Here is a 23,424-nt window from a genome sequence, read left to right as displayed (position 1 = left end):
GTCGAACCGTACCCACGCGGCACCCTTTCCCGGCTACCCTGCTGAACGGTACCTCGGACGGGAGAGCTTTAGGCGAAGAATGGCATCAACACCCACGACGAAATCGCAAGTCCAGGCTTACAAGTTCGTCATACGCCGCATGGAGTCCGCGCTCGCCCGCAAGGACGCGGTGATGTTGCACGATCCGTTGGGCTCGCACAAACGAGCGACGATCGCGGGCGCGATCCTCGCCTGTATCGGAATGATCGGCTTCCTGGTCTGGGGACTGTTCAGTGGTCAGGGAACCGTTCCCAAACCGGGTTCGGTGGTCATCGCGAAGGGGAGCGGCAGCGTTTACGTCGTCACTTCGGATGACCGGACCGACAAGCGGTTGATTCCGATGCTGAACATGGCTTCGGCCAAGTTGCTGGTCATGGCCAATGGAGGTGGTCAAGGACAGTCGATCGAGCCGACGAAGGTCAAGGAGGCCGCGTTGGCCGAGTTGCCCCGTGGTCCGAAAACGGGAATTCCCAACGCACCGAACCTCCTCCCCTCTCCGGACGAGACCGTCTCCCCGGCCTGGGCCATCTGTGACGTGGCCGAGCTGAACAAGGCGCTGAGTCCTTCGAAGATGCAGGCCGCGGCCACTGTGGAGACCACTGTCGTGGGCGGTGTCGCCGATCGGGGGGAGGAGCTCGGTGTCGACCAGGCGCTGTACGTGGAGGACGACAGTTCGGAGCAGCGCTACCTGGTTTACCGCGACGACTCGCGGAACAGCTCGGGGACTCGCGTGGTCAGGGCGAACGTCACCGACGCGGGCCCGGCCGTGATGGAGATGTTCGGCCTGAACGGTGTGGAGCCGAGGGCGATCAGCACGAACATGCTCAATGCGATCCCCGAGGTCGATTCCCTGGAGGTGCCGGAGCTTCCGGAGGGGAGCCCGGACTACCGGAGCGGGACGTACCAGCTCGGTGACGTGGTTTCCCGGAGCGTCCCCGGACAGAACGAGCACGAGCACGAGTACTTCGTGCTGCTCGACAGCGGTAAGCAGCGGATCACGCGCGGTGCTGCCGCTGTGCTGCACGCGGCCCGGTACTCCTCGGAGGACATCCCCAACGCCACGGGGATGCTGACCGAGGTGGACGACGCGGCCGAGGGCGACGAGCTCGGTGTTCGGCACTTCCCGAAGGGGGTGCCGGAGCCGGTTCCGTTCTCCGATGCGGAGAGCTCCTGCCTGAGCTGGAACGACCGCTCCGGTGAGCAGCAGGTCACCGTGACCGTCGGTTCGGGATCTCCCGCGCCGAAGGCGCCGGTCAAACTGGCCCAGTACGACGGCGAGGGGCCGAGGGTGGACTACTTCTACATGCCTCCGGGCAAGGCGGCCGTGGTGCGCGGGACGACGGGCCCGGACACCTCCGAGGGCGGGCCGATCTACCTGGTCTCCGACCGCGGGGTGACGTACGGGATCAAGGACGTCGCCACGGCGAAGGGGCTCGGCGTCATAAACGGCTCCGGCGACATCAAGTCCGCTCCCGCTTCGGTGCTCGGTTCCCTGCCTTCCGGGGACTTCCTGGATCCTGCGCAGGCCAGTCTCGTCTACGACTCCATTCCGATGGATTCCGAGGCGGGGGTGAACCGGCCTCCGGAGGACGACTCGGAGTCCGCGGCGGGGGATTCGGTCTCCGCGGGAAGCTGAGTGAGGTGCGGGTCCCGCGCCACTCGCGCGGGGCCCGCACGTCCACGCCGCCGGGGTGAGCGACAGCGGGTCCCCCCGGGACGGTGCCGCGTGAGCACTCGACCGGCGCCGCGCGGGTCAGTGCTCGGGGGTGAACCCGTTCCCCGGTGCCGGCGGGTGGTCGCGCCCGACGCGACCACCCGCGGAAAAGCGGAGTTCCGCCGGAGCCCTCACTCCGAGGTGGTTCCGGCGTTGCGGGCGCGCACCCTGCGCACCGCGTTGACGAGGAAGGCCGTGAACAGGACCGTCGCGAGACCGCCGACGGCTCCTCCCAGCGCCACCGCGATGGCGGCCCAGTTGCGTTCGGGGAAGACGTGGGCCTGAAGGTGCCGCTGCTGCGTCGGCGGGGCGGCGGCGTTGTGCTCGGCCGGGATGACGTTGTTGATGGCGGCCATCGGGTTGATCAACCCGTGTCCGACGATGTCGTTGTCGCTTCCGGTGCGTTGAGCCGTTTCGGTGATGCGCCGCATGACCTGTTCCGCGGTCAGGCTCGGGTCCTTTTCCTTGACCAGCGCCGCCAGGCCGGACACGTACGGTGCGGCGAAGCTCGTTCCCTGGATCGGCTGCGGCTCGCTGTCCGAGCCGTGCGACACCCGGTTCACCAGCCCGCTGGCGCCGGCGCCCGGATCGAGCGAGACCAGGTCCTCACCGGGTGCGGACACGTCCACCCACGGGCCGGGGACGGTGAACTCGGACGGAGCGCCGTGTTCGTTCACCGAGGCCACGGTCAGCACGTACTTGTCGAACCACGCCGGCAGCACGGCCGTGCTGGGACTGCCGGGGGCGTTCTTCTGGCACTGTCCGCCCGTGTTGCCCGCGGCGGCCACGACGACCACGTCCCGCTCGTAGGCGTACCTCACCGCGTTGTGCAGTTTCTGATTGCCCCTGTCGGCCGGGTTGCTCGCCCGGGCCAGCGACTGGCAGGAGGACTGCGAGATGTTTATCACGCTGGCGCCGTTGTCCACCGCGTGGTTGATGGCCCGAGCCATCGTCTCGGTGGTTCCGGGGGTGTTTCCGTCGTCCTGCTTCTTGTACAGCGCGGAGGACTGCCTCAGGGACAGGACGGTGCTTTCCGGGGCGATTCCGACGAATCCGGTCTCGTCGGAGCGTTCGGCGGAGATGATCCCGGCGACGATCGTGCCGTGACCGTCGCAGTCCTTCAGCGCCCCGCCCTCGAGCTTCGAACCGCCCGGTTCCAGCCCGGGCTTGAGGCGCGGGTGCTCGTTCACTCCCGTGTCGATCACCGCGACCGTCTGGCCCGTTCCCAGCAGCCCCTGTTCGTGGGCGCGTTGGAAGCCCAGCAGTCGCTGGCTCCAGGGCTGTTCCTCGATCGTGGCCCCGGATTCGCCGGCCTGCATGCAGGCCTGTTGCTGCTGGAAGCTTCCGTCGACCTGCAGCCCGCTCCTGGCTGTCATCTCCGGGTTCAGCGGTGGCGGTGCGAAGGGCTGGTCGCCCGTCTCGGTGCTGCCCGCGTCCTGGGCCGCGGCCGGCGGTACCGCGCCGCACAGCAGGAACGTGCCGAGTGCGGCCGACATCGCCAGTGTGCGCCGCAGGCCGTCACGACGCGCGAATGTCGTTGAGCGCATCACTTGTCCCCTCCGGGGGGTGGTCGAAAGCTTACGGCGACGGGTCGATCGGCCCACTCGCCGTGGGCACGCCCCCGTACGTGCCCACGGATCCGAGCGAAGAACGTGCTGCCGCCGGTGTCGGGAAACCGTTCGAACGGGAACACGGCTGTTCGAACGACCACGTCAGAAGAGGCTGATGTTGAGGTCGCGGATCGCCATGTACACGTCCATGACCCCCAGTGCGAGGGGCAGCACGAGTGCGATCAGCACCGCTTCGAGTATGTCCACGCTGCGGCGCTGCACCGGGGAGAAACGCCTGTTCGGGAAGACGACGCCGAACACGAGCGCGGCCACGCCGAGCAGCAGCAGCGGCCAGAAGACCCAGGTCAGCTTCTGCTCGGAGGTGGTCGTGGTCGGCAGCAGCAACCCGATGGTCACACCGACCGCCGCGAGCAGCCCGTTGAGCAGCAGCGCGATCGCCTGGCTCCCGTTCGCGTAGTTGCGGCCCCGCAGCATCAGCACGGCGGCCACGACGATCGCGAGCAGCCCGCCCCAGACGTTGGGGGCCGCCGCGGCGAACACTCCGCCGAGAGCGGCGGTGGCTCCACAACCGACGATCAGCCCGGTCATGTACTTGTGCGCGAGCCCGGACTGGCGTTGGATCTCGTAGTAGTCGGGGAAGCCGCCGTCCTCCTTGAGGTCCTCGGAGCTGCCCGGGACGTGCGGCAGCGGGAGCTTGGCGAGCTGGATGGTTATGCGGGGGAGCAGGGAGATCCCCGCGAGTCCGACCGCGGAGGCCCCGGCCGCTACCCCGGGCAGCGTCGCGACCGGCACCAGGGTGGCGACCACGAACCCGATGACGGCGAAGAACGCCAGCGTCGCCACGGCGATGAAGGTGATGATCCCCGCGCCGATCACCATGATCGACACTGCCGAGAATATGAGCACCAGTGCGCTGGCGAGCAGTAGTTTGGGGCGTACCTCCCCACCGGGCACGATGTTCAGTCCCGCCACGAACGCCATCGGCAGCCCGCCTGCCGCCGCGATGACGGTTCCGGTCGTCGCCGCCCCGTAGGCCCTGGTGACTATGGCACCGATGCCGGTGGCGAAGACGGCCACGGCCAGCCCCGTGACCGCGGCGATGACGTGGAAGATGACCCCCTCCGGGATCGCCGCCATTCCGAGGGCCACGGCGGAGGCGATCATGGCGATCGCCCCGGCGGCGTGGCCGGTTCTGGCCGCGGTCTCCTTCGTCCAGGGGCGGTAGCTCCCGGGCTCGGCCTCGGCCAGTGCGTCGACGACGTCGTCGTACAACGGTGGTGGCGGATCGTCCGATTTGCGCCGCAGCTGCAGCATGTCGCCGTCGACGATGCCGAGCGCGGCCAGGGTCTGACTGGTGTCCAGCGGCGCGTCTCCCAACTTGGCCAGACACCAGCCGCCGTGTCGCGCCCCGCCGTCCGGAGTGGCTTCGTGAGCCATGTCCAGCAGCATCGGTAGCAGGTCCGCCACCGAGACGTCAGCGGGTAGCGCGAGGTCGATGCGAGTCTTCGGCGCCACCACCGTCACGCGGCTGAACACCGTGGTCCCGGTCGCCACTTGGGCCCCCTACTCCCTCGTTTTCGTTCCGTTCGGTCGATACGTGTTTGTGCGCGTTCGGTCCGATCCAACCAACCGGGGTCGATTTCCGCGAAATCGCCCCATCCTGCCGCGCGACCCTTCTAGTATGGCTGCAACGGCCGCTTCGCGGGGTGGGTTTGGTCGAACTCGTCCACTCGGGTCCGGCACGGTTCCCCGTGTGTGGCTGTCCTGCGGCTGTGCCGCGAACCTCCACCCCGGCGGGGCTGGAAACACGGCCGGTTACAGAATGCTGCTTGCGCAGTTGACGTCAGATCGCCGACAACATGGAAGGGTGCCGCGTCCGGTGAGCACGCTGCAGTTCAAGCGACCGCCACGCATGGCCGCTCCCAAGCCGCCGGGCGGAGAGGTGCATCTCGAACCGCCGCCGGAGATTCCGAGGGCGGTTCCGGGAAACATCGTGCAGAAACTCCTTCCGGCCATCATGATCGTGGCATCTCTCGGAATGATGGTCTTCATGCTTCAGCGGGCCAAAAGCAACCCGATGATGATGATGATGCCGATGATGATGCTGGTTTCCACGGTGGGCATGATGGCCGGTGGCAATCAGGGAGGCGGCCAGAGCAAGGCGGAGATGAACGAGGACCGCAAGGACTACCTGCGGTACCTCGGCCAGATGAGGGAGAGGGCCAGGCAGGCCGCGGACGAGCAGCGGCTGGCCCGCACCTGGGTGCATCCCGATCCGTCCACGCTGTGGTCCATCGCGACGAGTCGTCGGATGTGGGAGCGCCGCACCGGGGACGGTGATTTCTGCCAGATCCGCGTGGGACTGGGTTCGCAGAGGTTGGAGACGCGGCTGGTTCCGCCGCAGACAGGTCCCGTCGACGAGTTGGAGCCGATCACCACGCTCGCGCTGCGTCGTTTCGTCCGGGCCCACTCGCTGGTCTCGGAGCTGCCCGTCGCGACCTCCTTACGTGGTTTCGCCGCCATCGGCCTGCAGGGGGACAGGGAGCTGGCCCGCGGGCTGACGCGCGCGTTGATCGCCCAGCTGGCCACTTTCCACACTCCCGACGACGTGGTCATCGCCGTGGCCAGCGGTGGCCGCTCCCGCGCGGAGTGGGACTGGATCAAGTGGTTGCCGCACTCGCAGCACCCGGATCTGACCGACGGGATAGGTCAGCAGCGGTTGATGGCCGGTTCCCTGCGGGCCGTCGAGGGCATGCTCGCCGACCAGCTCGAGGGCAGGCCGCGGTTCAACAGGAACAACGCGCCGCCGGACGGCCCGCACATCGTGATCGTGCTCGACGACGCGGAGATCAGCCGCGAGGAGCAGATCATGCTGGAGGGCGGGATGACCGGTGTGACCCTCATAGACCTGTCCGATGTGCTCGGTGCTGTCACGACCAAGCGCGGTATGCGCATGGTCGTGGAGCAGGACAGGGTCGGTGCGCGCAGCGGCAACAACGTCGAGTGGTTCGGCGTTCCCGACTCGATGAGCAAGGAGGAGGCGACAGCGCTGGCGCGGCAGCTCTCGCCGTACCGCATGGTCGCCCGCACCCAGACGGAGACGGAGAGCGGTGGGCAGGAACCGCTCACCACCCCGCTGAACTACATCGAGCAGCTGGGGCTGAGCGGGGACCCGATGTCCTTCGACCTCAACGAGGCCTGGCGTCCGCGCCCGATTCCCGAGCGCTACAAGGTGGCCATAGGTCCGGGTGAGGACGGACAGGTGGTTTCCCTGGACATCAAGGAGACCGCTTCGGGCGGCATGGGCCCCCACGGGCTGTGCATCGGGGCGACGGGTTCCGGCAAGTCGGAGTTCCTCCGCACGATCGTGCTCGGACTGATGGCCACCCACTCGTCGACCGCGCTGAACTTCGTGCTGGTCGACTTCAAGGGCGGTGCCACGTTCAACGGTTTCGAGGCGGCTCCGCACGTCTCGGCCACCATCACCAACCTCGCCGACGACCTGACCCAGGTCGACCGCATGCAGGACGCTCTCGCCGGGGAGATGAACCGGCGGCAGGAGGAGCTGAACAAGGCGAAGGTGAAAAACGTCTGGGACTACGAGGAGGCTCGGCAGGCCGGATCCGACCTGGCTCCCATGCCCGCCCTGTTCGTGGTGATCGACGAGTTCTCCGAGCTGTTGACGACCAAGCCTGAGTTCTCCGAGCTGTTCAACATGATCGGCCGGCTCGGTCGTTCGCTGCAGGTGCACCTGCTGCTCGCCTCGCAGCGCCTGGAGGAGGGCAAGCTGCGCGGTCTGGAGTCGCACCTTTCCTACCGGATCGGTCTGAAGACCTTCAACGCCTCGGAGTCCAGGGCCGCCATCGGTGTTCCCGACGCGGGCGACCTGCCCGCCACCGGTGGGCACGGTTATCTGAAGCATCCGGGTGGCATGGACCGGTTCCGTGCCGCCTACGTCTCGGGGCACATGCACCAGGGAGGTGGCAGGCGCCGCACGGTGGCGGCTTCCCCGGTCACCGGTGAGAAGCGTCCGCGGTTCTTCGTGCCGGACTACATCGAACCTCCGGCCGAGCCGGAGCAGCCGGTGGAACCGGAACCGGAGCCGGAGGGCGAGGCCGGCGTCGACAACGACGGTGACGGGCTCCCGGACACCGACTTCCAGCTGGTGATCAACAAGATGCAGGGGCAGGGCCCGCCCGCGCACCAGGTGTGGCTGCCGCCCCTGGACGCGCCGCCCACACTGGACAGCGTGCTTCCTCCGCTGTCGGCCACGGAGGAGCGTGGCTACACCCCCGTTGGCAACGCGGGCAACGGCAAGCTGCAGGTTCCGGTCGGCATCATCGACATGCCCTACCAGCAGCGCCAGGACCACATGATCGTCGACCTCGGAGGCGCCAACGGGCACGGTGCCGTCGTGGGCGGTCCGCAGTCGGGCAAGTCCAACCTGCTGCGCACGTTGATCGCCTCGATGGCGCTCACGCACACCCCGCAGGAGGCGCAGTTCTACTGCATCGACCTGGGTGGCGGTTCGATGGCCGCGTTGCAGAACCTGCCGCACGTCGGTGGCTTCGGCGGCCGCCGGGACCAGGACGTGGTGCGGCGGACCGTCGCCGAGCTCAAGCAGCTGGTCTCCGAGCGCGAGGTGCGCTTCCAGCAGCTCGGTATCGACTCGATGGCCGACTTCCGCAACCGCAAGCGCCAGGGCAAGATCACCGACGACGCCCACGGGGACGTCTTCCTGGTGATCGACGGTTGGGGCGCCTTCCGGAACGACTTCGAGAACCTGGAACAAGAGGTGCTGGACCTGGCCTCGCAGGGCCTGACGTTCGGGGTGCACGTGTTCGTCTCCGCCAACAGGTGGGCCGAGATCCGCCCCGCGCTCAAGGACCTGATCGGGACCCGCTTCGAGCTCCGGCTCGGCGACCCGAGCGAGTCCGAGGTGGACCGGAAGGTCGCCGTCAACGTGCCCTCGGGCAGGCCCGGTCGCGGGCTGCACCCGAGCAAGCTGCACTTCCTGACGGCGGTGCCCCGGGTGGACAGTGAGAACCTCGGGGACCGCGTCGGCTGGCAGGCCTACAACGAGGACCTCTCCGACGGCGTGGCCGACCTGGTCAACAGGGTGCGCAGCTCCTGGCAGGGCAAACCGGCCCCCAAGGTCCGGTTGCTGCCCGACCTGCTCGCCTACGACCAGCTGCCCGCCCCGGAACAGCAGCCCAAGTCGCGGCTGGTTCCGATCGGCATCAACGAGGACGGCCTGCACCCGGTCTACCTCGACTTCGACGCGGAACCGCACTTCTACGCGTTCGCGGAGCGGGAAGCGGGCAAGACGGCGCTGTTGCGCACCATCGTGCGCGGTATCGCCACCCGCTACACCCCGCAGGAGGCGCTGATCCTGCTGGTGGACTACCGGCGCACCATGCTCGGCTTCCTCGACTCGGGGCACCTGCTCGAGTACGCGGTCTCGGCCGACCAGCTGCGCAGCAACGTCAACGACGTGTGCAACGCGTTGAAGAAGCGTCTGCCCGGTCCGGACGTCACCCAGGAGCAGCTGAAGAACCGCTCCTGGTGGTCGGGTCCGGAGCTGTTCGTGGTCGCCGACGACTACGACCTGGTCGCTCCGCAGGGCAACAACCCCATGCAGCAGCTGGCCGAGTTCGTCCCCCAGGCCAGTGATGTCGGGTTGCACGTGGTTCTCGCCCGCAACTCCGGTGGTGCGAGCAGGGCGCTGTTCGAGCCGGTCCTGGGCAAGATGCGGGAGGCCTCGGCGCCCGGGCTGGCGATGAGCGCGAACAAGGACGACGGGCAGCTCGTGGGCAACATCAAGTCCCGCCAGCTCCCTCCCGGCAGGGGCACCCTGGTCAGCCGCAGTCTCAAGGGCGGCCCGCAGCTCATTCAGACCGCCTACATCGAGCCGGACTGAAGGAGCTTCCGGTCCGGGCCCGCCGGGTGACCGCGCACCCGGCGGGCCCCGCTGGCCGTTCCCACCGGGGCGCCGGAGCACACGACTCGGCCCGTCAACCCGAACCGACGATCTCTGTAGAGTGCCGTGCGGGTGGGCACTTCGGTACGTGGCGGTGCTGTCGGCACCGGACGGGCGACGGTAGAAGGAGTTGCGCGTGACCCTGCACGTCGCTGTGGACTTCGGCACCTCGAGCACCTGCACCGTCGCCTCCCTCGGCGGAGGCGAACCGCATGTCGTGGTCATCGACGGGCAACCGCTGGTCTCCTCCGCCGTGTTCGCCGCGGAGGACGGCACGCTGTTCGTGGGGCAGGAGGCGGAACGGCAGGCCGCTGTGGATCCGGCCCGCTTCGAGCCGCACCCGAAACGGCGGATCGACGAGGGCGAGCTGCTGCTCGGTGAAACCGTCCTCACCGTCGGTGATGCCGTTCGAGCCGTGCTGACCCGGGTCGTGGACGAGGCACGTCGCTACGCGGGCGGTGCCGGGGTGGACCTGCTGGTGCTGACCCATCCCGCGGACTGGGGCGCTGTGCGGACCGACCGGCTGCGCAGGGCCGCTGGTGGTATGGCGTCCGAGGTCGTGCTGGTTCCCGAACCCGTCGGGGCCGCGGTGTTCCACTCCGCCGGCTACGGACTGCCCGACGGAGCGGCGCTGGCCGTGCTCGACCTCGGCGGGGGGACGGTGGACGCCAGCCTGGTACGCAGGTCCGGGGACGCCTTCCGGGTGCTGGCGACCCGTGGCGAACCGGACTTCGGCGGGGCGGACATCGACCAGGCGCTGCTCGAGCACATCGGCGGCGTCGTGGAGTCGTCCGACCCGGAGGCCTGGCGGCAGCTCGTCGAGGGGCGGGACATGGCCGATCGTCGGCGCAGGAGGGTGCTGCGTCAGGACGTTCGTGGAGCGAAGGAAACGCTGTCCAGGCACAGCTACACCGATGTGCCGTTGCCTCCGCCGTTCTCCGACGCTCATGTCACCCGCTCGGACCTGGAGTCGCTGATCGTCGACTCCCTCGGCGATGTCGCCGAGCTGGTGCGGGAGGTGCTCCGGGAAGGCGGGGTGACCGAGGGCGAACGGGCCGGGGTCTTCCTCGTCGGCGGTTCGAGCAGGGTGCCGATGGTGGCGCGGTTGATCCACGAGCGGACCGGGACAGTACCGACCACTTTGGACCAACCGGAGACCGTGGTCGCCCGGGGCGCGCTGCGCGCGGTACGCGCGGACCCCGGTCACGGGCGGACCAGGGCGTCGCGGACCCCGGGCGGAGAGCCGAAGGGGCCGCGGAGCGGTCCCGCGCCACCGGCGCACGGCGGGCGAGCGCACGGATCCGCGGCTCGTGCGGTGCACGCGGGCTTCGGGCCGCACCGAGCGGGTCCGACGCCCCCAGCCTCCCGGACCCTTCCGGGTACCTGGAGCGCTCCCGGCGAGGGGAGGGCGAGCCTCGCCGGGGCGAACGACCCGACCACGAGAGTGTCCGTCGGAACCGGTGCCGGACGACGCGGGAGGCTCGCCCGGTGGATCGGCGGTTCCGCGCTGGTGCTGCTGCTCGGGGTCACGGTCACCCTGGGCTGGGTGTTCCTCCCCCGCTTCGGGAGCGGCGCCTTCGGGGGCGGTGCGGAGCGCTCGTCCACGGACCGGGAGAGCGAGGCACCGAGCGGCAGAGTGGCGCGCTACGGGTACGAGTTCGAGTACCCGGAGGAGTGGCACCAGGGCGGGGGAGCTCCCGAGCTGTGGGAGACGCGCCTCCGGCCGCCGGGAGCCGGCCCGGACCCGGGCAGGCTGGTTTCGGTTCGCGCGGGCGAGCTGGACTACGATGTCGAGGCGAACCGCAGGCGCTCGGTGCGTGAACTGCGGAGGAGCTTCGACGAGCGTGTCGCCGGGGGTGACGAGTTGTCCGGCTTCGAACCGGACGGCGAATTCGCGGGGGAACGGGTCGTTCACTACGAGGAACGCGTCGGTGGGTCCGTCGTGGACTGGTACCTGTTGCATCGCGGGAGCACCCGGATCAGCGTCGGGTGCCAGTACGGACCGTCGCGCGGGGAACGTGTTCGGAGTGCCTGCGCACAGGTCGTGCGCACCGTAACCGTGCGGTGAGGCACCGTTCACACCGGACGCCGGTGGGTGGGAACGCGCGGTTCCGCGCCCCGAGCGGTGCCGAGGCGTTTACATGAGCAACGTGATCGGACGAAAACCGGGACACGGTGGAACCGCGTCTGGCAATGTTTGCGTCGGAAGTTCGATCGATCTTTTGACCACGGATTGAAGGGGGTTACCCACATGGGCGGTGGATTCGGGACCGACGCGGAGCTGATGCAGAAGTCCGCGGCTCAGGTCGAGGAGGTCCGCAACAACGTCGACCAGGCCGTGAACAAGCTGCAGAGCGAGATCGACCCGGTTATCGCCTCCTGGCACGGCAACGCGAGCCGGACCTTCCAGAAGCTGATGGACCAGTTCCGCGAGAACGCGAGCACCATCACCACGCAGCTGCAGGAAATCAGCGACAACATCAAGACCTCCGGGCAGGACTACGCCCAGCGCGACGAGGAGCAGGCCGCCGAGGTCTCCAAGATCGAGGGCATGCTCAACGGCTGAGCGGTGCTCCTCTTCCACCTCGTCAGAGGTTTCTCATCCGTCGGGTTAATCACGTAGAGGAGAAGGTGCGACCATGCCTGAAATCAAGGTTGACTTTGGCCAGCTCAGCGCGGGCGCGGAGAGTTTGAACCAGGCCGCGACCAAGATCCAGTCCGAGTTGGACGAGCTGGAGCAGATGCTCAAGCCGCTGATCGAGACCTGGGACGGTGAGGCCAAGGAGCAGTACTTCGAGGCCCAGCGCAAGTGGAACGAGTCCGCGCAGAACATGCGCGAGATCGCGGCCAAGATGGGGATGGCCGTCAACGCGGCCAACGATTCCTACCAGGCCGGGGAGCGGGCCAACGCCGCGAAGTTCGGCGGCTGACTGACGCTGATGCTTTCCGTTCGGGTTCTCGTGGGTGGTTCCGTGGCGGAACCCCTCGCGGGCCCTCGCCGGGGGTGCCCCGGCATCGGGTAGCGTCCTGCACGACCTCGGGGCCGTCCTCGCGGGAGAACCACGGGAGAGCCCGCGGTCACTCGGTCCGGCAAGCGTCGTTTCGGCGCTGCCGCGCCGAGGGAAAGGCCCCGACCACCGACAACTCGGCCGGGAGAGCTCTGTGAGCTCCCCGGAGCCTCGCGTGCCCCCTGGACCGCAACGGGATCCAGGGGGCACGTCTCGTCCGGTGACACCGTCCGATACCATGAGTCCGGTGCTGAAGGCAGGTCCAAGCGGTACCGTCGGCAGCGAGAGTCTCTCGTGGGGCTTTGAGGGGACCCGTTTTGACCCGTTCGTCAGCCACCGAGTACTCTCATCCGTTGTTGTGCGGTGGGTGTGCACGACCGCGAGATGATTCGATGACCGACTGACGCGGTATGCCCCGGGGGTGACCCGCCGGAGGTCGCGGTCTCGGTCGCTCGTGGGATGTGCTTGGTTCCCACGGGGGGAATCGGATCGCGATCCGCCCCGACGTAATGGGCGACGGGACACGACTGCCGCACCGAGATTCCAACGCGAACGACGACGAGGTAGACCCGTGCGCACGTACAGCCCGAAGGCCGGCGAGGTGACCCACGCCTGGCATGTGATCGACGCCGAGAACGTGGTGCTCGGCCGGCTGGCCACCCAGGCCGCCACGCTGCTGCGTGGCAAGCACAAGCCGACCTACGCTCCGCACATGGACACCGGCGACTTCGTCGTCATCGTCAATGCCGACAAGGTCGCCCTCACCGGGAAGAAGCGCGATCAAGCCTTCGTCTACCGGCACAGTGGTTATCCCGGCGGCCTGAAGAAACACTCCTTCGGCGAGATGCTCGACAACAAGCCCGAGCGTCTGCTGGAGAGGACGATCAAGGGCATGCTGCCCAAGGGCAAGCTCGGCCGCGCGATGGGCAAGAAGCTCAGGGTGTACGCCGGGCCGGACCACCCGCACCACTCGCAGCAGCCGCAGCCCTTCGAGATCGAAACGAGGGCCAAGAAGTGACCGAGGGATACGAGGAAGAGCACGTGAGCACTCCAGAGACCGACGAAGCCCCGGCTCCCGAGGTCCTCGATTCAGAGGTCCCGGCGGACGAGCCGGCCCCTGAGGCCTTCCCTCAGGAGATGGCACCGATTCCGTCCGGCAGGCCGATCCAGACCGTCGGGCGGCGCAAGACGGCGATCGTGCGGGTTCGGCTGGTTCCCGGCACCGGTCGGTTCGTCCTCAACGGCAAGTCGATGGACGAGTACATGCCGAACCGGGTGCACCAGAACATCGCCCGTGAGCCGCTGGAGCTGTTGGAGCGCACGGAGGGCTTCGACGTCTTCGCCAACCTCACCGGCGGCGGGCCTTCCGGTCAGGCCGGTGCGCTGCGTATGGCTATCGCCCGCGCCCTGGTTGCCTACCAGCCGGACGACCGCCCCACGCTGAAGAAGGCGGGCATGCTCACCCGCGATCCCAGGGCCAAGGAACGTAAGAAGTACAGCCTCAAGAAGGCCAGGAAGTCCCCGCAGTACAGCAAGCGGTGACCTTTCCGGGCCCGCCGTGGTTGCGGGCCCGTCCTTCCGGCCGGTCGCACCGTGTTGCGGCTCCCCGGAAGACGAGGAACTCTGTGGGAGCAGTTTCCGCCCGTCGGGCGAGAGGCTGCTCCCGCAGTATTTGGTCCGGAGGTAACCGGCCGCGTGGGCGCGCCGTGATTCAGCAGGAGGAAACGGTTGTCCCGTCTGTTCGGCACCGACGGTGTGCGTGGTCTCGCCAATGCCGATCTCGGCCCCGAGCTGGCGATGTCGCTGGCGAGCACCGCCGCGCGGGTTCTTTACGAGCGGGACGACTCCCGACGGCGCGTCGCGCTGGTGGGGCGGGATCCCCGGGCGAGCGGTGAGATGCTCGACGCGGCCGTGACGGCGGGGCTCGCCTCGGCGGGGGCGGATGTGCGGCGGGTCGGTGTGCTGCCGACTCCGGCCGTGGCGCAGCTGGTCGCCGACACCGGGGCCGATCTCGGCGTCATGATCTCGGCTTCGCACAATCCGATGCCGGACAACGGCATCAAGTTGTTCGCGGCCGGTGGGCACAAGCTCCCCGACGCCATCGAGGACGAGATCGCCGCGCGCCTGGACGAGACGCGGGACCGGCCGACGGGCGAGCACGTGGGCAGGATCCGCGAACTGCCCGACGCGCTGGATCGTTACGTCGATCACCTGCTGAGCGCGACCCCGCGCTCCCTGGCGGGGCTGCGCGTGGTGGTGGACTGCGCGCACGGCGCGGCCTCGAACGCGGCTCCGGAGGCCTATCGCAGGGCCGGGGCGGACGTCGTCGCGTTGCACGCCGAGCCGGACGGGGTGAACATCAACGACGGGGTCGGTTCCACCCGCCCCGAGCGGTTGCAGGAGGCGGTGGTCGAGCACGCCGCCGACCTGGGAATCGCGCACGACGGGGACGCCGACCGGTGCATGGCGGTGGACGCGTCCGGTTCGCTGGTCGACGGTGACCGGATACTGGCCGTGTTGGCGCTGGCCATGCGTGACGCGGGCGAACTGGCCGAGGACACCGTCGTGGCCACGGTGATGAGCAATCTCGGGCTGCACCTGTCCATGCGTGAGAACGGGCTCAAGCTGCGCACCACGGCGGTCGGGGATCGTTACGTGCTCGAGGAGCTGCGCGCGGGCGGATTCGCTCTCGGAGGGGAGCAGTCCGGTCACATCGTGCTCCCCGGGCACGCGACCACGGGGGACGGCTTGCTCACGGCGCTGCGCCTGATGGACCGCATGGTCGGCACGGGCAGTTCCCTGGCCGAGCTCGCCGCGACCATGACCCGGTTGCCGCAGAGCCTGGTCAACGTGTCGGTGACGGACAAGACGACCGCTGTGCACGCTCCCGCGGTCGCGGAGGCCGTGGCGAACGCGGAGGCCGAGCTGGGGGAGCACGGGCGGGTGTTGTTGCGCCCTTCGGGCACCGAGCAGCTCGTGCGGGTGATGGTGGAGGCGCCGACGGCTGACCGCGCGCGGACCACGGCCGAGCAATTGGCCGAAGTCGTTGGCTCGATCTGATGAACATGTGAGCTAGCTCTCGCTTAGTGGCCCAACGTGTGAGACCCTTCACACATGGGTGCCATCGTTTTCACCATGCTGATCGCATTGTTCGCGGTCGGGCTGGTAGTAGGTCTCGTGGTCATGGCCGCTCTCGCCATCGCCGGTGCCAAGGCGGCGACCTTGGCGCAGGACGGCGGAACCTGGGTGCTTGAGCACTGGCCGCGTCGTGCGAAGTCTTGACTGATGCTCTTCTGTCGTGTTGACGATTGATGTGGTGCTTCGGCGTGGTTGGCGTCGTGGGTTCTCCCGCGTCGTGCTCTCGCGAGGACGCTCCCGAGTGGCTGCCCGAGGACGTGCCAACCGGGACGAGAGCCCGTGGGAGCCCCGCCAAGTGAGCGCCTCGTCAGAGGCGAACAGAAAACCTCGGTGGGAAGCGAGTCGTTTTCGCTGACCCCGCTCCGGCGGAGGTGTCGCTCGGTCATGCGCTACTTCTTCGGTGATCTGCTCTACGTGCTGCTCCTCCCGATCGCCGTTATGGTGATCGGCGCGGTCCTCGTGCTCGTACTCGTCTGATCATCAGCGCCCCCCGTCTCCGATAGGATGCTGCGCACTGCGCGAAGTTGTCGGAGGGGGTGTGTGTAATGAGCGGCTGGGATTTGATCCTGCTGGTGCTTTCGGGAACAGTGCTCGCGCTCGTGGTGCGCGGGAACCGAAAGACCGAGCGGTTGAGCAACGGTCCCCGGCAGCACCATCCCCACGGTTCGCGGGGGGACCACCAGCTCGGGTACGCACTTCGGGCGGCGCCGTATCGACAACCTGTCCAGCAGCGGCAGCAGCCCTCCCGGCGGGCGAACCACCGGAGCGAAGCGTGTCCCGGCCCCGGCCGTGCTGAGCCGGGGGGACGTTCGAGGGCTTTCGTGCGCGCAACGGCATGAACGTGTGGCCGAACCGGCCGGTAAGGCCTGTATTTGCTTTTGCAACGAGCTGGTTCGAAAAATCACGGCAGTCGTCTCCCGGTTGCGATCATCGAACTCGGACGAATAAGCCGGTTTGCAGTGGTTCGAGCGGCTTCGGCGGGAGCAAGTTTCTTTCGGGAGGGAGAGGAAAATGGGATTCACTGCGTCGGGGAGTGATCTATCCCGGATCGCCCAATCATTCTCGGGCAGCGCGGAAGAAATACGTTCGCAGGTGAAGGAGGTGGCGGCCAGCAACGTAACTCCTGACAAAGCCGGTAGGAAATTTCACGAACAGGGGACGTCCTACAAGGAAGCGCTCGAAAAGGTCGAATCGAACGTAAAGAGTTTCGCCGAGCTCGGCGATCGGCTCGCGCAGAATTTTGATGAATCCGGTAAGCGGTATCAGGACAGTGACCGGTCCGGTGCCAACACCATCGAGCAGGTGCGGAGCTGATAATGGCGAGGTCGGGGACAAGCAGCACGAGCTCTGACGAGAACTCGACAGGTGCCTCGAGCGGAGCCGGGACCGGGGGTTCGTCGGGGAGCGCTTCGAGTGTCAGATCGGAAACCGGGCAGCAAAGTGGTCAGACAGGGCAGCAGTACGGACAGAGCGGAGGGAGCTCGGGGGGTTCGGATGCTTCTTCCGGTGAAGAGATGATGTCTTCCCTCGGAGAAACCGCCGGTTCCTTGGGGGACGCGGCTTCCTCCGTTGGAGATGCAGCCGGTTCCCTGGGGGACGCGGCTTCCGCTGCCGGGGACGTGGCGGGGGACGCGCTTTCCTCCGCTGGGGACGTGGCCGGTGATGTGGCTTCGTCGGTCACCGATGTCGCTGGTGATGTGGCTTCCTCGGCGGGGGACGCGCTTTCCTCCGCCGGAGACGCGGCCACGGATGCGCTTTCCTCCGTGGGGGACACGGTCACCGATGTCGCGTCGGATGTTGGTGGTTTCCTGAAGGACAACGCCGGGCACATCGCCGACGGTGCCATGACTGCCATCAACCCGGCTTACGGGGCGTTCGACGCCTTGACCGGTGGTCTTTCCGGTGCACAGGAAAGGGCGGAACAGGAATCCGAGCGCTCCGACAAGTTCGACAAGGCGCAGAAAAGCCTGAACAGCGGTTCGCGGGTCCCGAATTCGGATCAGTTGCTCGATGACGGCAGTCTCGGGCTGGAGTACTACTCCAAGTTTCTGCCGCACTTCAAGGACTGGACGGGCAACGGCCCGGATTTCGAAGGCGAGATCAAGCGTCGGTACGACGATCTGCGTGGTATAGATTTCGCCGCTTTCCGTGAGGACGCCGACCGTCTGGAAAAGGTTCACTCGGCGCTGCTGGACCAGAGCAGCAGCATGAAGAGGGACTTCGGCGGTGTTCGGGAGACCTGGCAGGGCGAGGCCTCGGAAGCGGCGGCCGGACAGGTGAACTCCTACACGAGCAGCGGAACCGTGGTCATCGACGAGGTCGAGAGCCTGGCGGGAGCCATCGCTCCCGCGATGGACGGTATACAGAAGGCGGTTCGTGAGTACGCGAAGTTCGTGCTCGACGTGGGAAAAGAGATCAAGTGCTCCGGGAAGACCCCGGAGGAGACGGCCGACGAGATTCGCAAGGCGCGTGGTGACCTCAAGCCGGAGGACCTGGCCGACGTCGGTATCGACGACATTTTTTCCGGTGCGTGGGAGAACCTGAAAGGCGCCGCCGTAGGGGCCGTGCTGGGAGGTCCTTTTGGTGCTGTCATAGGTAATACGGTGGGCGCGAAGAACGCAGTGGACAGCATTCGCCAGGGCATTATGGACGATGCCAAGAAGTGGCTGGACTCCTCTTTCGTTCCGGAGTTCCAGAAGAAGCTGACGCAGTTCGAGCAACAGACTTCGAACACCACCCGCACCGTGGAGCAGTGCTATCAGCGGCTGCTTCAAGAGGCGGAGATCAGCGATGATCCCTTCAAGGGGGTCCTCGAGGAAAGCGGTGACGGCTCCGGGAAGGACGGCAGGTCCGGCACCTCGAGCGGTAATGGCAGCGGTAGCGGAAGTGGCAGCGGAACCGGTAGTGCCGGGGCGGGGGCCGGAACCGCGGGAGCAGGACCTCCCGGAGCGGGAGGCGCCGACCAGCAGCCCCCCGGTGTGCCCGACGGCGGGGAGATGAAAGAAGACCTCCCGGGGCCGGGGAACGGTGAGTCCTCCGAGCAGAACCCGGACGAGGTCACCCTGGGGGAGGGCGAGGAGAAGATCACCGTTCGGGAGCCCGACGACCGGGGAAACCCCCAAGTCACGTTGATCGGTCCGGACGGTGAGCCGCAGACCTACGAGATCGCTTTCGACGACTCCGCGGGTGCTCAGCAGGATTCCGGACCCCAGGCGGGGGAAGCGGCACAGCCTTCTTCCGACGGGGAGTTCGTGGCGGGAGAACGGCTCACGCCCGGTGCTTCGGACGTAACCGGTGCCGTTCCCGGCGCGGGTGGTGCGGCCACGTCCGATCAACCCGGCCAGGACGGTGCGGCACCCGGGAGGTCAGCCGCCGCTGCGGGGACTGACGGTGCTCGCCAGGTAACCACGGTTCGTCCGAACGAGGACGGAACCGCGGTTATCGAGCAGGGCGACCGGACCATCGAGGTGGAGCGGACCCCGGAGGGGCGGTTGCAGCTCTCCGTGGACGACGGCAGCCCTCAGCCCCCCGAGACCAGGACCGTGGACTTCGGGCAGGACAGCGGTTCCGGGGATTCGCCCGATTCCGTCGCCGCCGGCGCGGCGGCCGAGCGGCCCGCCGCGCCCGGCCAGAGCGCCGCGCAGCCGGGCGACGGCGGCACGCGGCCGAGCAGCGGTGCTGCGCAGCCGAACGGGGACGACGCGCAACGCGCGGCTACGTCCGTCGCGGGCGGTGCGGAGAGCACCACCGGCCCGGCGTCGGGCGCTCCGAGCGGGGCGCCGAGCTCCGCGGGGGAGACGGTCGGGCGCGACGCCTACGCGGAACCGGCGTCCGGCCCCCGGGACGCGGGTAACCCGGGAACGCCCCCCGGACAGCAGGGCGCGGATCCGCTCGACTCCCCCGCGCGGACCACTTCGCAGTGGGCCGGGGACAACATGTTCACCGGACCCCAGTCCGATTCCGGCCCGCGCCAGACGTTCACCGCCTTCTCCGGAGACCTGTTCAGTTCCGCGGAGGACAGCGGCGGCAGCGTGTGGGGCGACCGCCCGAACAACAAGGTGGGTGAGGTGTCCGGATCGGCCGGGTTGCCGAGCATGGAGGACAGAGCGGACCGGACTGATTCACAGGGAACGACCGGCCTGGCGTCCATGGGGGATTCCGGCGGGTCGGGTCAGAACGATCAGGGTTCCGGACGTGGCGGAATGATGCCCATGGGAGGCATGGGCGGCGGTGCTGGGCAACAGGGTGGCGACGAGGAACGCAGCAACGACAGCCCGTGGCGCACCGAGGGGAATCTGTTCGACGACGGCATCGACGCCTCCGCCGACTGGAAGTACAGCGCGGTGCTGGGTGATCCCGAGGAGAGGTGAGTTCTGAATGGCACTCGTCAACGAACGGGTAGCTGAGGGAGTCGAGACTTTGGTCGCCCGTCAGGGATACGGCCTCGCGGACGGCAGGGACGAGATCAGCGCCGCGGAGTCCGAGGCCGAGCAGTCCCGGAGGGAGCTGGAGCGCGAGGCTGCTGATCGGAAGCAGCGGGTGCTGGAGCAGAGCCGGCAGGCAGTGGCCGATGCGGAGAAGGACAGGGGAGCAGGGGCCTGGGAGCCGGATTCCGGGAAGAGCAGCAACGAGCTGCAAATCGGCGTGGTCGAGGATGACGAGGACTATGCCGCGGACCACCTGAGCGGGGGGCACGAACGGACTCCCGCGTCTGCCGCTCAGCCACCCGCCGAACCGCCTGCGGCCCCGGCCCCTCCGCGCCGGCGCCGCTCCTTCGAGGACGACTGGGACGACGAGGAGGACTTCTCCCAGCGCAGCTGGCTTCAGTGATTCAGGGGAGGTGTCGGTTCCCGGTCCGCGGGCCCGTTCCCCGCCCACCGGGAACCCGGCGGCTCCGGCGCCCCGTGTGAATCGCGCTCACCGGTTTCAGGCCGCGGCCAGCGCGCCCGTGCTGTGCTCCTCGTCGATGCTCGCTCCCCCGGCATCGGAGGAGAGCAGCGGCTGCCCCCGCTTGTCCCCCACGAGTGTGCGCAGGAAGAACGCCGTCAGCAGCGCGCGGGACAGCCGTTGCGTGCCGTGGTGCGACTTGCCGTGCAGCAGCAGTTCGCTCCAGTGCCTGCCTTCCGTGAAGCCGAGATGCCCGGCCTTGCGCAGGGTCCGCAGCTGCACCGGTCCGCCCCAGGCGGAGGAGATCGGCTCAGCGTTGGCCCGAGCCGGGGAGAGCAGGTCGCCCGCGGCGGCCAGCTGCAGTCCGGGCACCGAGACCTGCCGCGCCGCTCCGATCGCGGAGGGCATGGTCTCCGCCGGGGCCATACCGGCCACCGCGCGGATGCGGGGGTCCTCGGCGGCGGCCAGCACCGCGCAGCCCGCGCCCATCGCGTGTCCGGCGACTCCGAGCTTGCGCTCGTCGACGCTGATCTCCCCCTCGCCGAGCCGTACTCCGACGCAGACGTCGAGCGCGGTACGCAGGTCGGCGGCGAACATCCGGTGTGAGGCGAACGGTCCCGCGTGGGTGGCCGGCGCCGCCACCACGAACCCCCAGGAGGCCAGGTGTCGCAGCAGCCGGACGTAACGCCGGGGCGGCTGCAGCCAGCCGTGCCCGAACGCGATGGCCGCCAGCCCGCGCCCGCTGCGCGGCGCGCACACGACGCCGGGCAGTCCGACCAGAGCGAGGTCCCCGTGCAGTACGTCGTGCGGTCCGCGCTGGGCGAGCTCGTGCAGCACCTTCTTGGCGTTGTGGGCCATGGCTCGCAACGGTAGCGGATGTTTCTCGCGCACCGTGCCAGCGACCGGTCGGACGGGGGGTCCGTCACCCGGGTGGTGGATGCGTATCAGGTTCAGACCACATCTCGTGGCTATGCTGAGTCGAGTGTGCGGCATTGTGGGTTACCTAGGACATCGCCCTGCTCTTGACGTGGTGATTCAAGGGTTGCGGCGACTGGAGTACCGCGGCTACGACTCCGCGGGCATCGCCCTGCTGAACGGCTCGGGCTCGTTGGCGGTCGAGCGTTCCGCGGGAGCGCTGTCGAACCTGGAAGAACGGCTCGCCGCCTCCGAGCGCGAACACTTCGCGGGCACCGGTGGTATGGGGCACACGCGTTGGGCCACGCACGGGGCACCGACCGATCGCAACGCCCACCCGCACCGCGACGGTTCGGGTCGGGTCGCGGTGGTGCACAACGGGATCATCGAGAACTTCGCGGCGTTGCGCACCGAGCTCGAGGCCGATGGGCTCGAGCTGAGCAGCGACACGGACAGTGAGATCGTCGCTCACCTGATCGCGCGAGCCTACGAGGAGGGAGAGACCGCCGGTGACCTCCCTGCGACCCTCGGAAAGATCGCCGACCGCCTGACCGGTGCGTTCACCCTGGTGGTCACGCACGCCGCCGAACCCGAGCGGATCGCCGCGGCCCGGCGCTCCTCCCCGCTGGTGGTGGGGGTCGGTGACGGTGAGACCTTCGTGGCTTCGGACGTGGCCGCCTTCATCGAGCACACCAGGGACGCGGTCGAGCTCGGTCAGGACCAGGTGGTCGCCATAACGAGGGACGGCTACCGGGTCACCGACTTCGCCGGCGCGGAAGTGGAGACCAAGCCCTTCACCGTGGACTGGGACCTGTCCGCGGCGGAGAAGGGCGGCCACGACTACTTCATGCTCAAGGAGATCGAGGAGCAGCCGGAGGCGCTGGCCAACACGCTGCGCGGCCACTTCTCCGACGGGGTGGTCCTCGACGAGCAGCGGCTCAGCGAACAGGACCTCAGGGACATCGGAAAGGTGTTCGTCGTGGCCTGCGGAACCGCCTACCACGCGGGGCTGCTCGCCAAGTACGCGATCGAGCACTGGTGCCGGATACCCGTCGAGGTCGAACTGGCCAGCGAGTTCCGCTACCGCGACCCGGTGCTCGGGCGGGACACGCTGGTCGTGGCGATCTCCCAGTCGGGGGAGACGGCCGACACCCTCGAGGCGGTTCGTCACGCGCGCACCCAGCACGCCAGGGTGCTCGCCATCAGCAACACCAACGGTTCGCAGATTCCGCGCGAGTCGGACGCCGTGCTCTACACCCACGCGGGCCCGGAGATCGGTGTGGCGGCGACCAAGACGTTCCTCGCCCAGATCGCGGCCAACTACCTGGTGGGGTTGGCGCTGGCCCAGGCCCGGGGCACCAAGTACCCCGAGGAGCTCGAGCGCGAGTTCGAGGAGTTGGCGGCCATGCCGGAGGCGGTGCGTTCCGCCCTGTCGACCGTGGAGCAGACGCGCGAGCTGGCCGAGCGGTTCTCCGAGGCGAAGGCGGTGCTGTTCCTCGGCAGGCACGTGGGCTACCCGGTGGCTCTGGAGGGCGCGCTCAAGCTCAAGGAACTCGCCTACATGCACGCGGAGGGGTTCGCGGCGGGCGAGCTCAAGCACGGACCGATCGCGCTGATCGAGGACGGTCTCCCCGTGGTGGTGAACATGCCCTCGAACAAGGGGAATTCACAGCTGCACGCCAAGCTCGTCTCCAACATCCGCGAGATCCAGGCGCGTGGCGCGCACACCATCGTCATCGCCGAGGAGGGCGACGACGTGGTGCGCCCGTTCGCCGACGAGATCATCGAGGTGCCCGCCGTGCCCACGCTGCTGCAACCGCTGGTTTCGGCGGTTCCGCTGCAGGTGCTGGCGGCCGAGGTGGCGCGCAACCGCGGTTACGACGTGGACAAGCCCCGCAACCTCGCCAAATCGGTGACCGTGGAGTGACCCGTTTTTGGAGAGTCGGCGGTTCGGCTTGCTCGGGTGGTTCCGTGGGGGAACCTCAGTCGGGGTCTCGCTGCGGGGAGGCCCGACATCGGGTAGCGCTCTACACGACGTCGGGCCTTCCTCGCGAGACCCGGGACTGAGAACCCCCGGCGGTGCCGACTGCGTAGGCTCAGAGCGCTTGCGTTGGAGTGGAGGGCTTCCGGAGACTCGATTTGCTCAGCGGGTTCTGATGAGCGGAACCCGCG

At 68.3% G+C, this 23,424-nt stretch carries 16 protein-coding genes; 13 read left to right on the top strand and 3 right to left on the bottom strand.

Annotation, left to right across the window (positions count from 1 at the left end):
* Nucleotides 1–79: 79 nt before the first annotated feature.
* Nucleotides 80–1,675 carry a type VII secretion protein EccB gene (gene eccB / locus FHR84_RS09090; protein ID WP_179535055.1) on the top strand — a complete coding sequence of 532 codons (1,596 nt, stop codon included), beginning with the start codon at nucleotides 80–82 and terminating at the stop codon, nucleotides 1,673–1,675.
* A gap of 209 nt (nucleotides 1,676–1,884) precedes the next feature.
* On the opposite strand, the gene mycP is transcribed toward eccB, so the two are convergent.
* Both mycP and eccD read right to left on the bottom strand, forming a co-directional pair.
* Nucleotides 1,885–3,300 (bottom strand): type VII secretion-associated serine protease mycosin, encoded by a 1,416-nt coding sequence (gene mycP, locus FHR84_RS09085; RefSeq protein ID WP_179535054.1) that lies wholly within the window; start codon nucleotides 3,298–3,300, stop codon nucleotides 1,885–1,887.
* 165 nt (nucleotides 3,301–3,465) lie between these two features.
* Nucleotides 3,466–4,878: a type VII secretion integral membrane protein EccD gene (gene eccD, locus FHR84_RS09080; RefSeq protein ID WP_179535053.1), complete on the bottom strand. Its 1,413-nt coding sequence runs from the start codon at nucleotides 4,876–4,878 to the stop codon at nucleotides 3,466–3,468.
* A gap of 325 nt (nucleotides 4,879–5,203) precedes the next feature.
* On the opposite strand from eccD, the gene eccCa reads away from it, so the two are divergent.
* The 11 genes from eccCa (at nucleotide 5,204) to FHR84_RS09025 (ending at nucleotide 20,280) form a co-directional block, all read left to right on the top strand.
* Nucleotides 5,204–9,244, top strand: coding sequence for a type VII secretion protein EccCa (gene eccCa / locus FHR84_RS09075; protein WP_179535052.1), 4,041 nt, complete (start codon nucleotides 5,204–5,206; stop codon nucleotides 9,242–9,244).
* A gap of 196 nt (nucleotides 9,245–9,440) precedes the next feature.
* Nucleotides 9,441–11,372 carry a type VII secretion-associated protein gene (locus tag FHR84_RS09070; protein ID WP_179535051.1) on the top strand — a complete coding sequence of 644 codons (1,932 nt, stop codon included), beginning with the start codon at nucleotides 9,441–9,443 and terminating at the stop codon, nucleotides 11,370–11,372.
* Nucleotides 11,373–11,555: 183 nt separating this feature from the next.
* Complete coding sequence (locus FHR84_RS09065) at nucleotides 11,556–11,870, top strand: WXG100 family type VII secretion target (protein ID WP_179535050.1); 315 nt, start codon at nucleotides 11,556–11,558, stop codon at nucleotides 11,868–11,870.
* Nucleotides 11,871–11,943: 73 nt separating this feature from the next.
* Nucleotides 11,944–12,234 (top strand): WXG100 family type VII secretion target, encoded by a 291-nt coding sequence (locus FHR84_RS09060; protein WP_179535049.1) that lies wholly within the window; start codon nucleotides 11,944–11,946, stop codon nucleotides 12,232–12,234.
* A gap of 649 nt (nucleotides 12,235–12,883) precedes the next feature.
* On the top strand, nucleotides 12,884–13,330 hold the full coding sequence (rplM, locus tag FHR84_RS09055; protein WP_179535048.1) for a 50S ribosomal protein L13: 447 nt from the start codon (nucleotides 12,884–12,886) through the stop codon (nucleotides 13,328–13,330).
* The gene (gene rpsI, locus FHR84_RS09050; RefSeq protein WP_017976766.1) at nucleotides 13,327–13,854 is read left to right on the top strand and encodes a 30S ribosomal protein S9; all 528 of its coding nucleotides are present in this window, start codon (nucleotides 13,327–13,329) and stop codon (nucleotides 13,852–13,854) included. The genes rplM and rpsI overlap by 4 nt, the downstream gene beginning before the upstream one ends.
* Before the next feature lie 186 nt (nucleotides 13,855–14,040).
* Nucleotides 14,041–15,372, top strand: coding sequence for a phosphoglucosamine mutase (gene glmM / locus FHR84_RS09045; RefSeq protein ID WP_179535047.1), 1,332 nt, complete (start codon nucleotides 14,041–14,043; stop codon nucleotides 15,370–15,372).
* A 54-nt stretch (nucleotides 15,373–15,426) separates the two neighbouring features.
* On the top strand, nucleotides 15,427–15,594 hold the full coding sequence (locus tag FHR84_RS09040; RefSeq protein WP_179535046.1) for a hypothetical protein: 168 nt from the start codon (nucleotides 15,427–15,429) through the stop codon (nucleotides 15,592–15,594).
* Nucleotides 15,595–16,461: 867 nt separating this feature from the next.
* Nucleotides 16,462–16,764, top strand: a complete 303-nt coding sequence (locus tag FHR84_RS09035) for a type VII secretion target (protein WP_246300407.1) — start codon at nucleotides 16,462–16,464, stop codon at nucleotides 16,762–16,764.
* Between the two features lie 203 nt (nucleotides 16,765–16,967).
* The gene (locus tag FHR84_RS09030; protein WP_246300406.1) at nucleotides 16,968–19,820 is read left to right on the top strand and encodes a hypothetical protein; all 2,853 of its coding nucleotides are present in this window, start codon (nucleotides 16,968–16,970) and stop codon (nucleotides 19,818–19,820) included.
* 7 nt (nucleotides 19,821–19,827) lie between these two features.
* Nucleotides 19,828–20,280 carry a hypothetical protein gene (locus tag FHR84_RS09025; RefSeq protein WP_179535044.1) on the top strand — a complete coding sequence of 151 codons (453 nt, stop codon included), beginning with the start codon at nucleotides 19,828–19,830 and terminating at the stop codon, nucleotides 20,278–20,280.
* Nucleotides 20,281–20,376: 96 nt separating this feature from the next.
* Here FHR84_RS09025 and FHR84_RS09020 read toward each other — a convergent pair whose 3' ends face one another.
* Nucleotides 20,377–21,195 carry a dienelactone hydrolase family protein gene (locus FHR84_RS09020; RefSeq protein WP_179535043.1) on the bottom strand — a complete coding sequence of 273 codons (819 nt, stop codon included), beginning with the start codon at nucleotides 21,193–21,195 and terminating at the stop codon, nucleotides 20,377–20,379.
* Between the two features lie 124 nt (nucleotides 21,196–21,319).
* Here FHR84_RS09020 and glmS point away from each other — a divergent pair, with 124 nt between their 5' ends.
* Nucleotides 21,320–23,179 (top strand): glutamine--fructose-6-phosphate transaminase (isomerizing), encoded by a 1,860-nt coding sequence (glmS, locus tag FHR84_RS09015; RefSeq protein WP_179535042.1) that lies wholly within the window; start codon nucleotides 21,320–21,322, stop codon nucleotides 23,177–23,179.
* Nucleotides 23,180–23,424: the final 245 nt, after the last annotated feature.

Source organism: Actinopolyspora biskrensis, assembly GCF_013408175.1.
In the GTDB taxonomy this organism is placed as follows: Bacteria; Actinomycetota; Actinomycetes; order Mycobacteriales; family Pseudonocardiaceae; genus Actinopolyspora; species Actinopolyspora biskrensis.
This window is presented reverse-complemented; position numbering and strand designations above follow the sequence as displayed.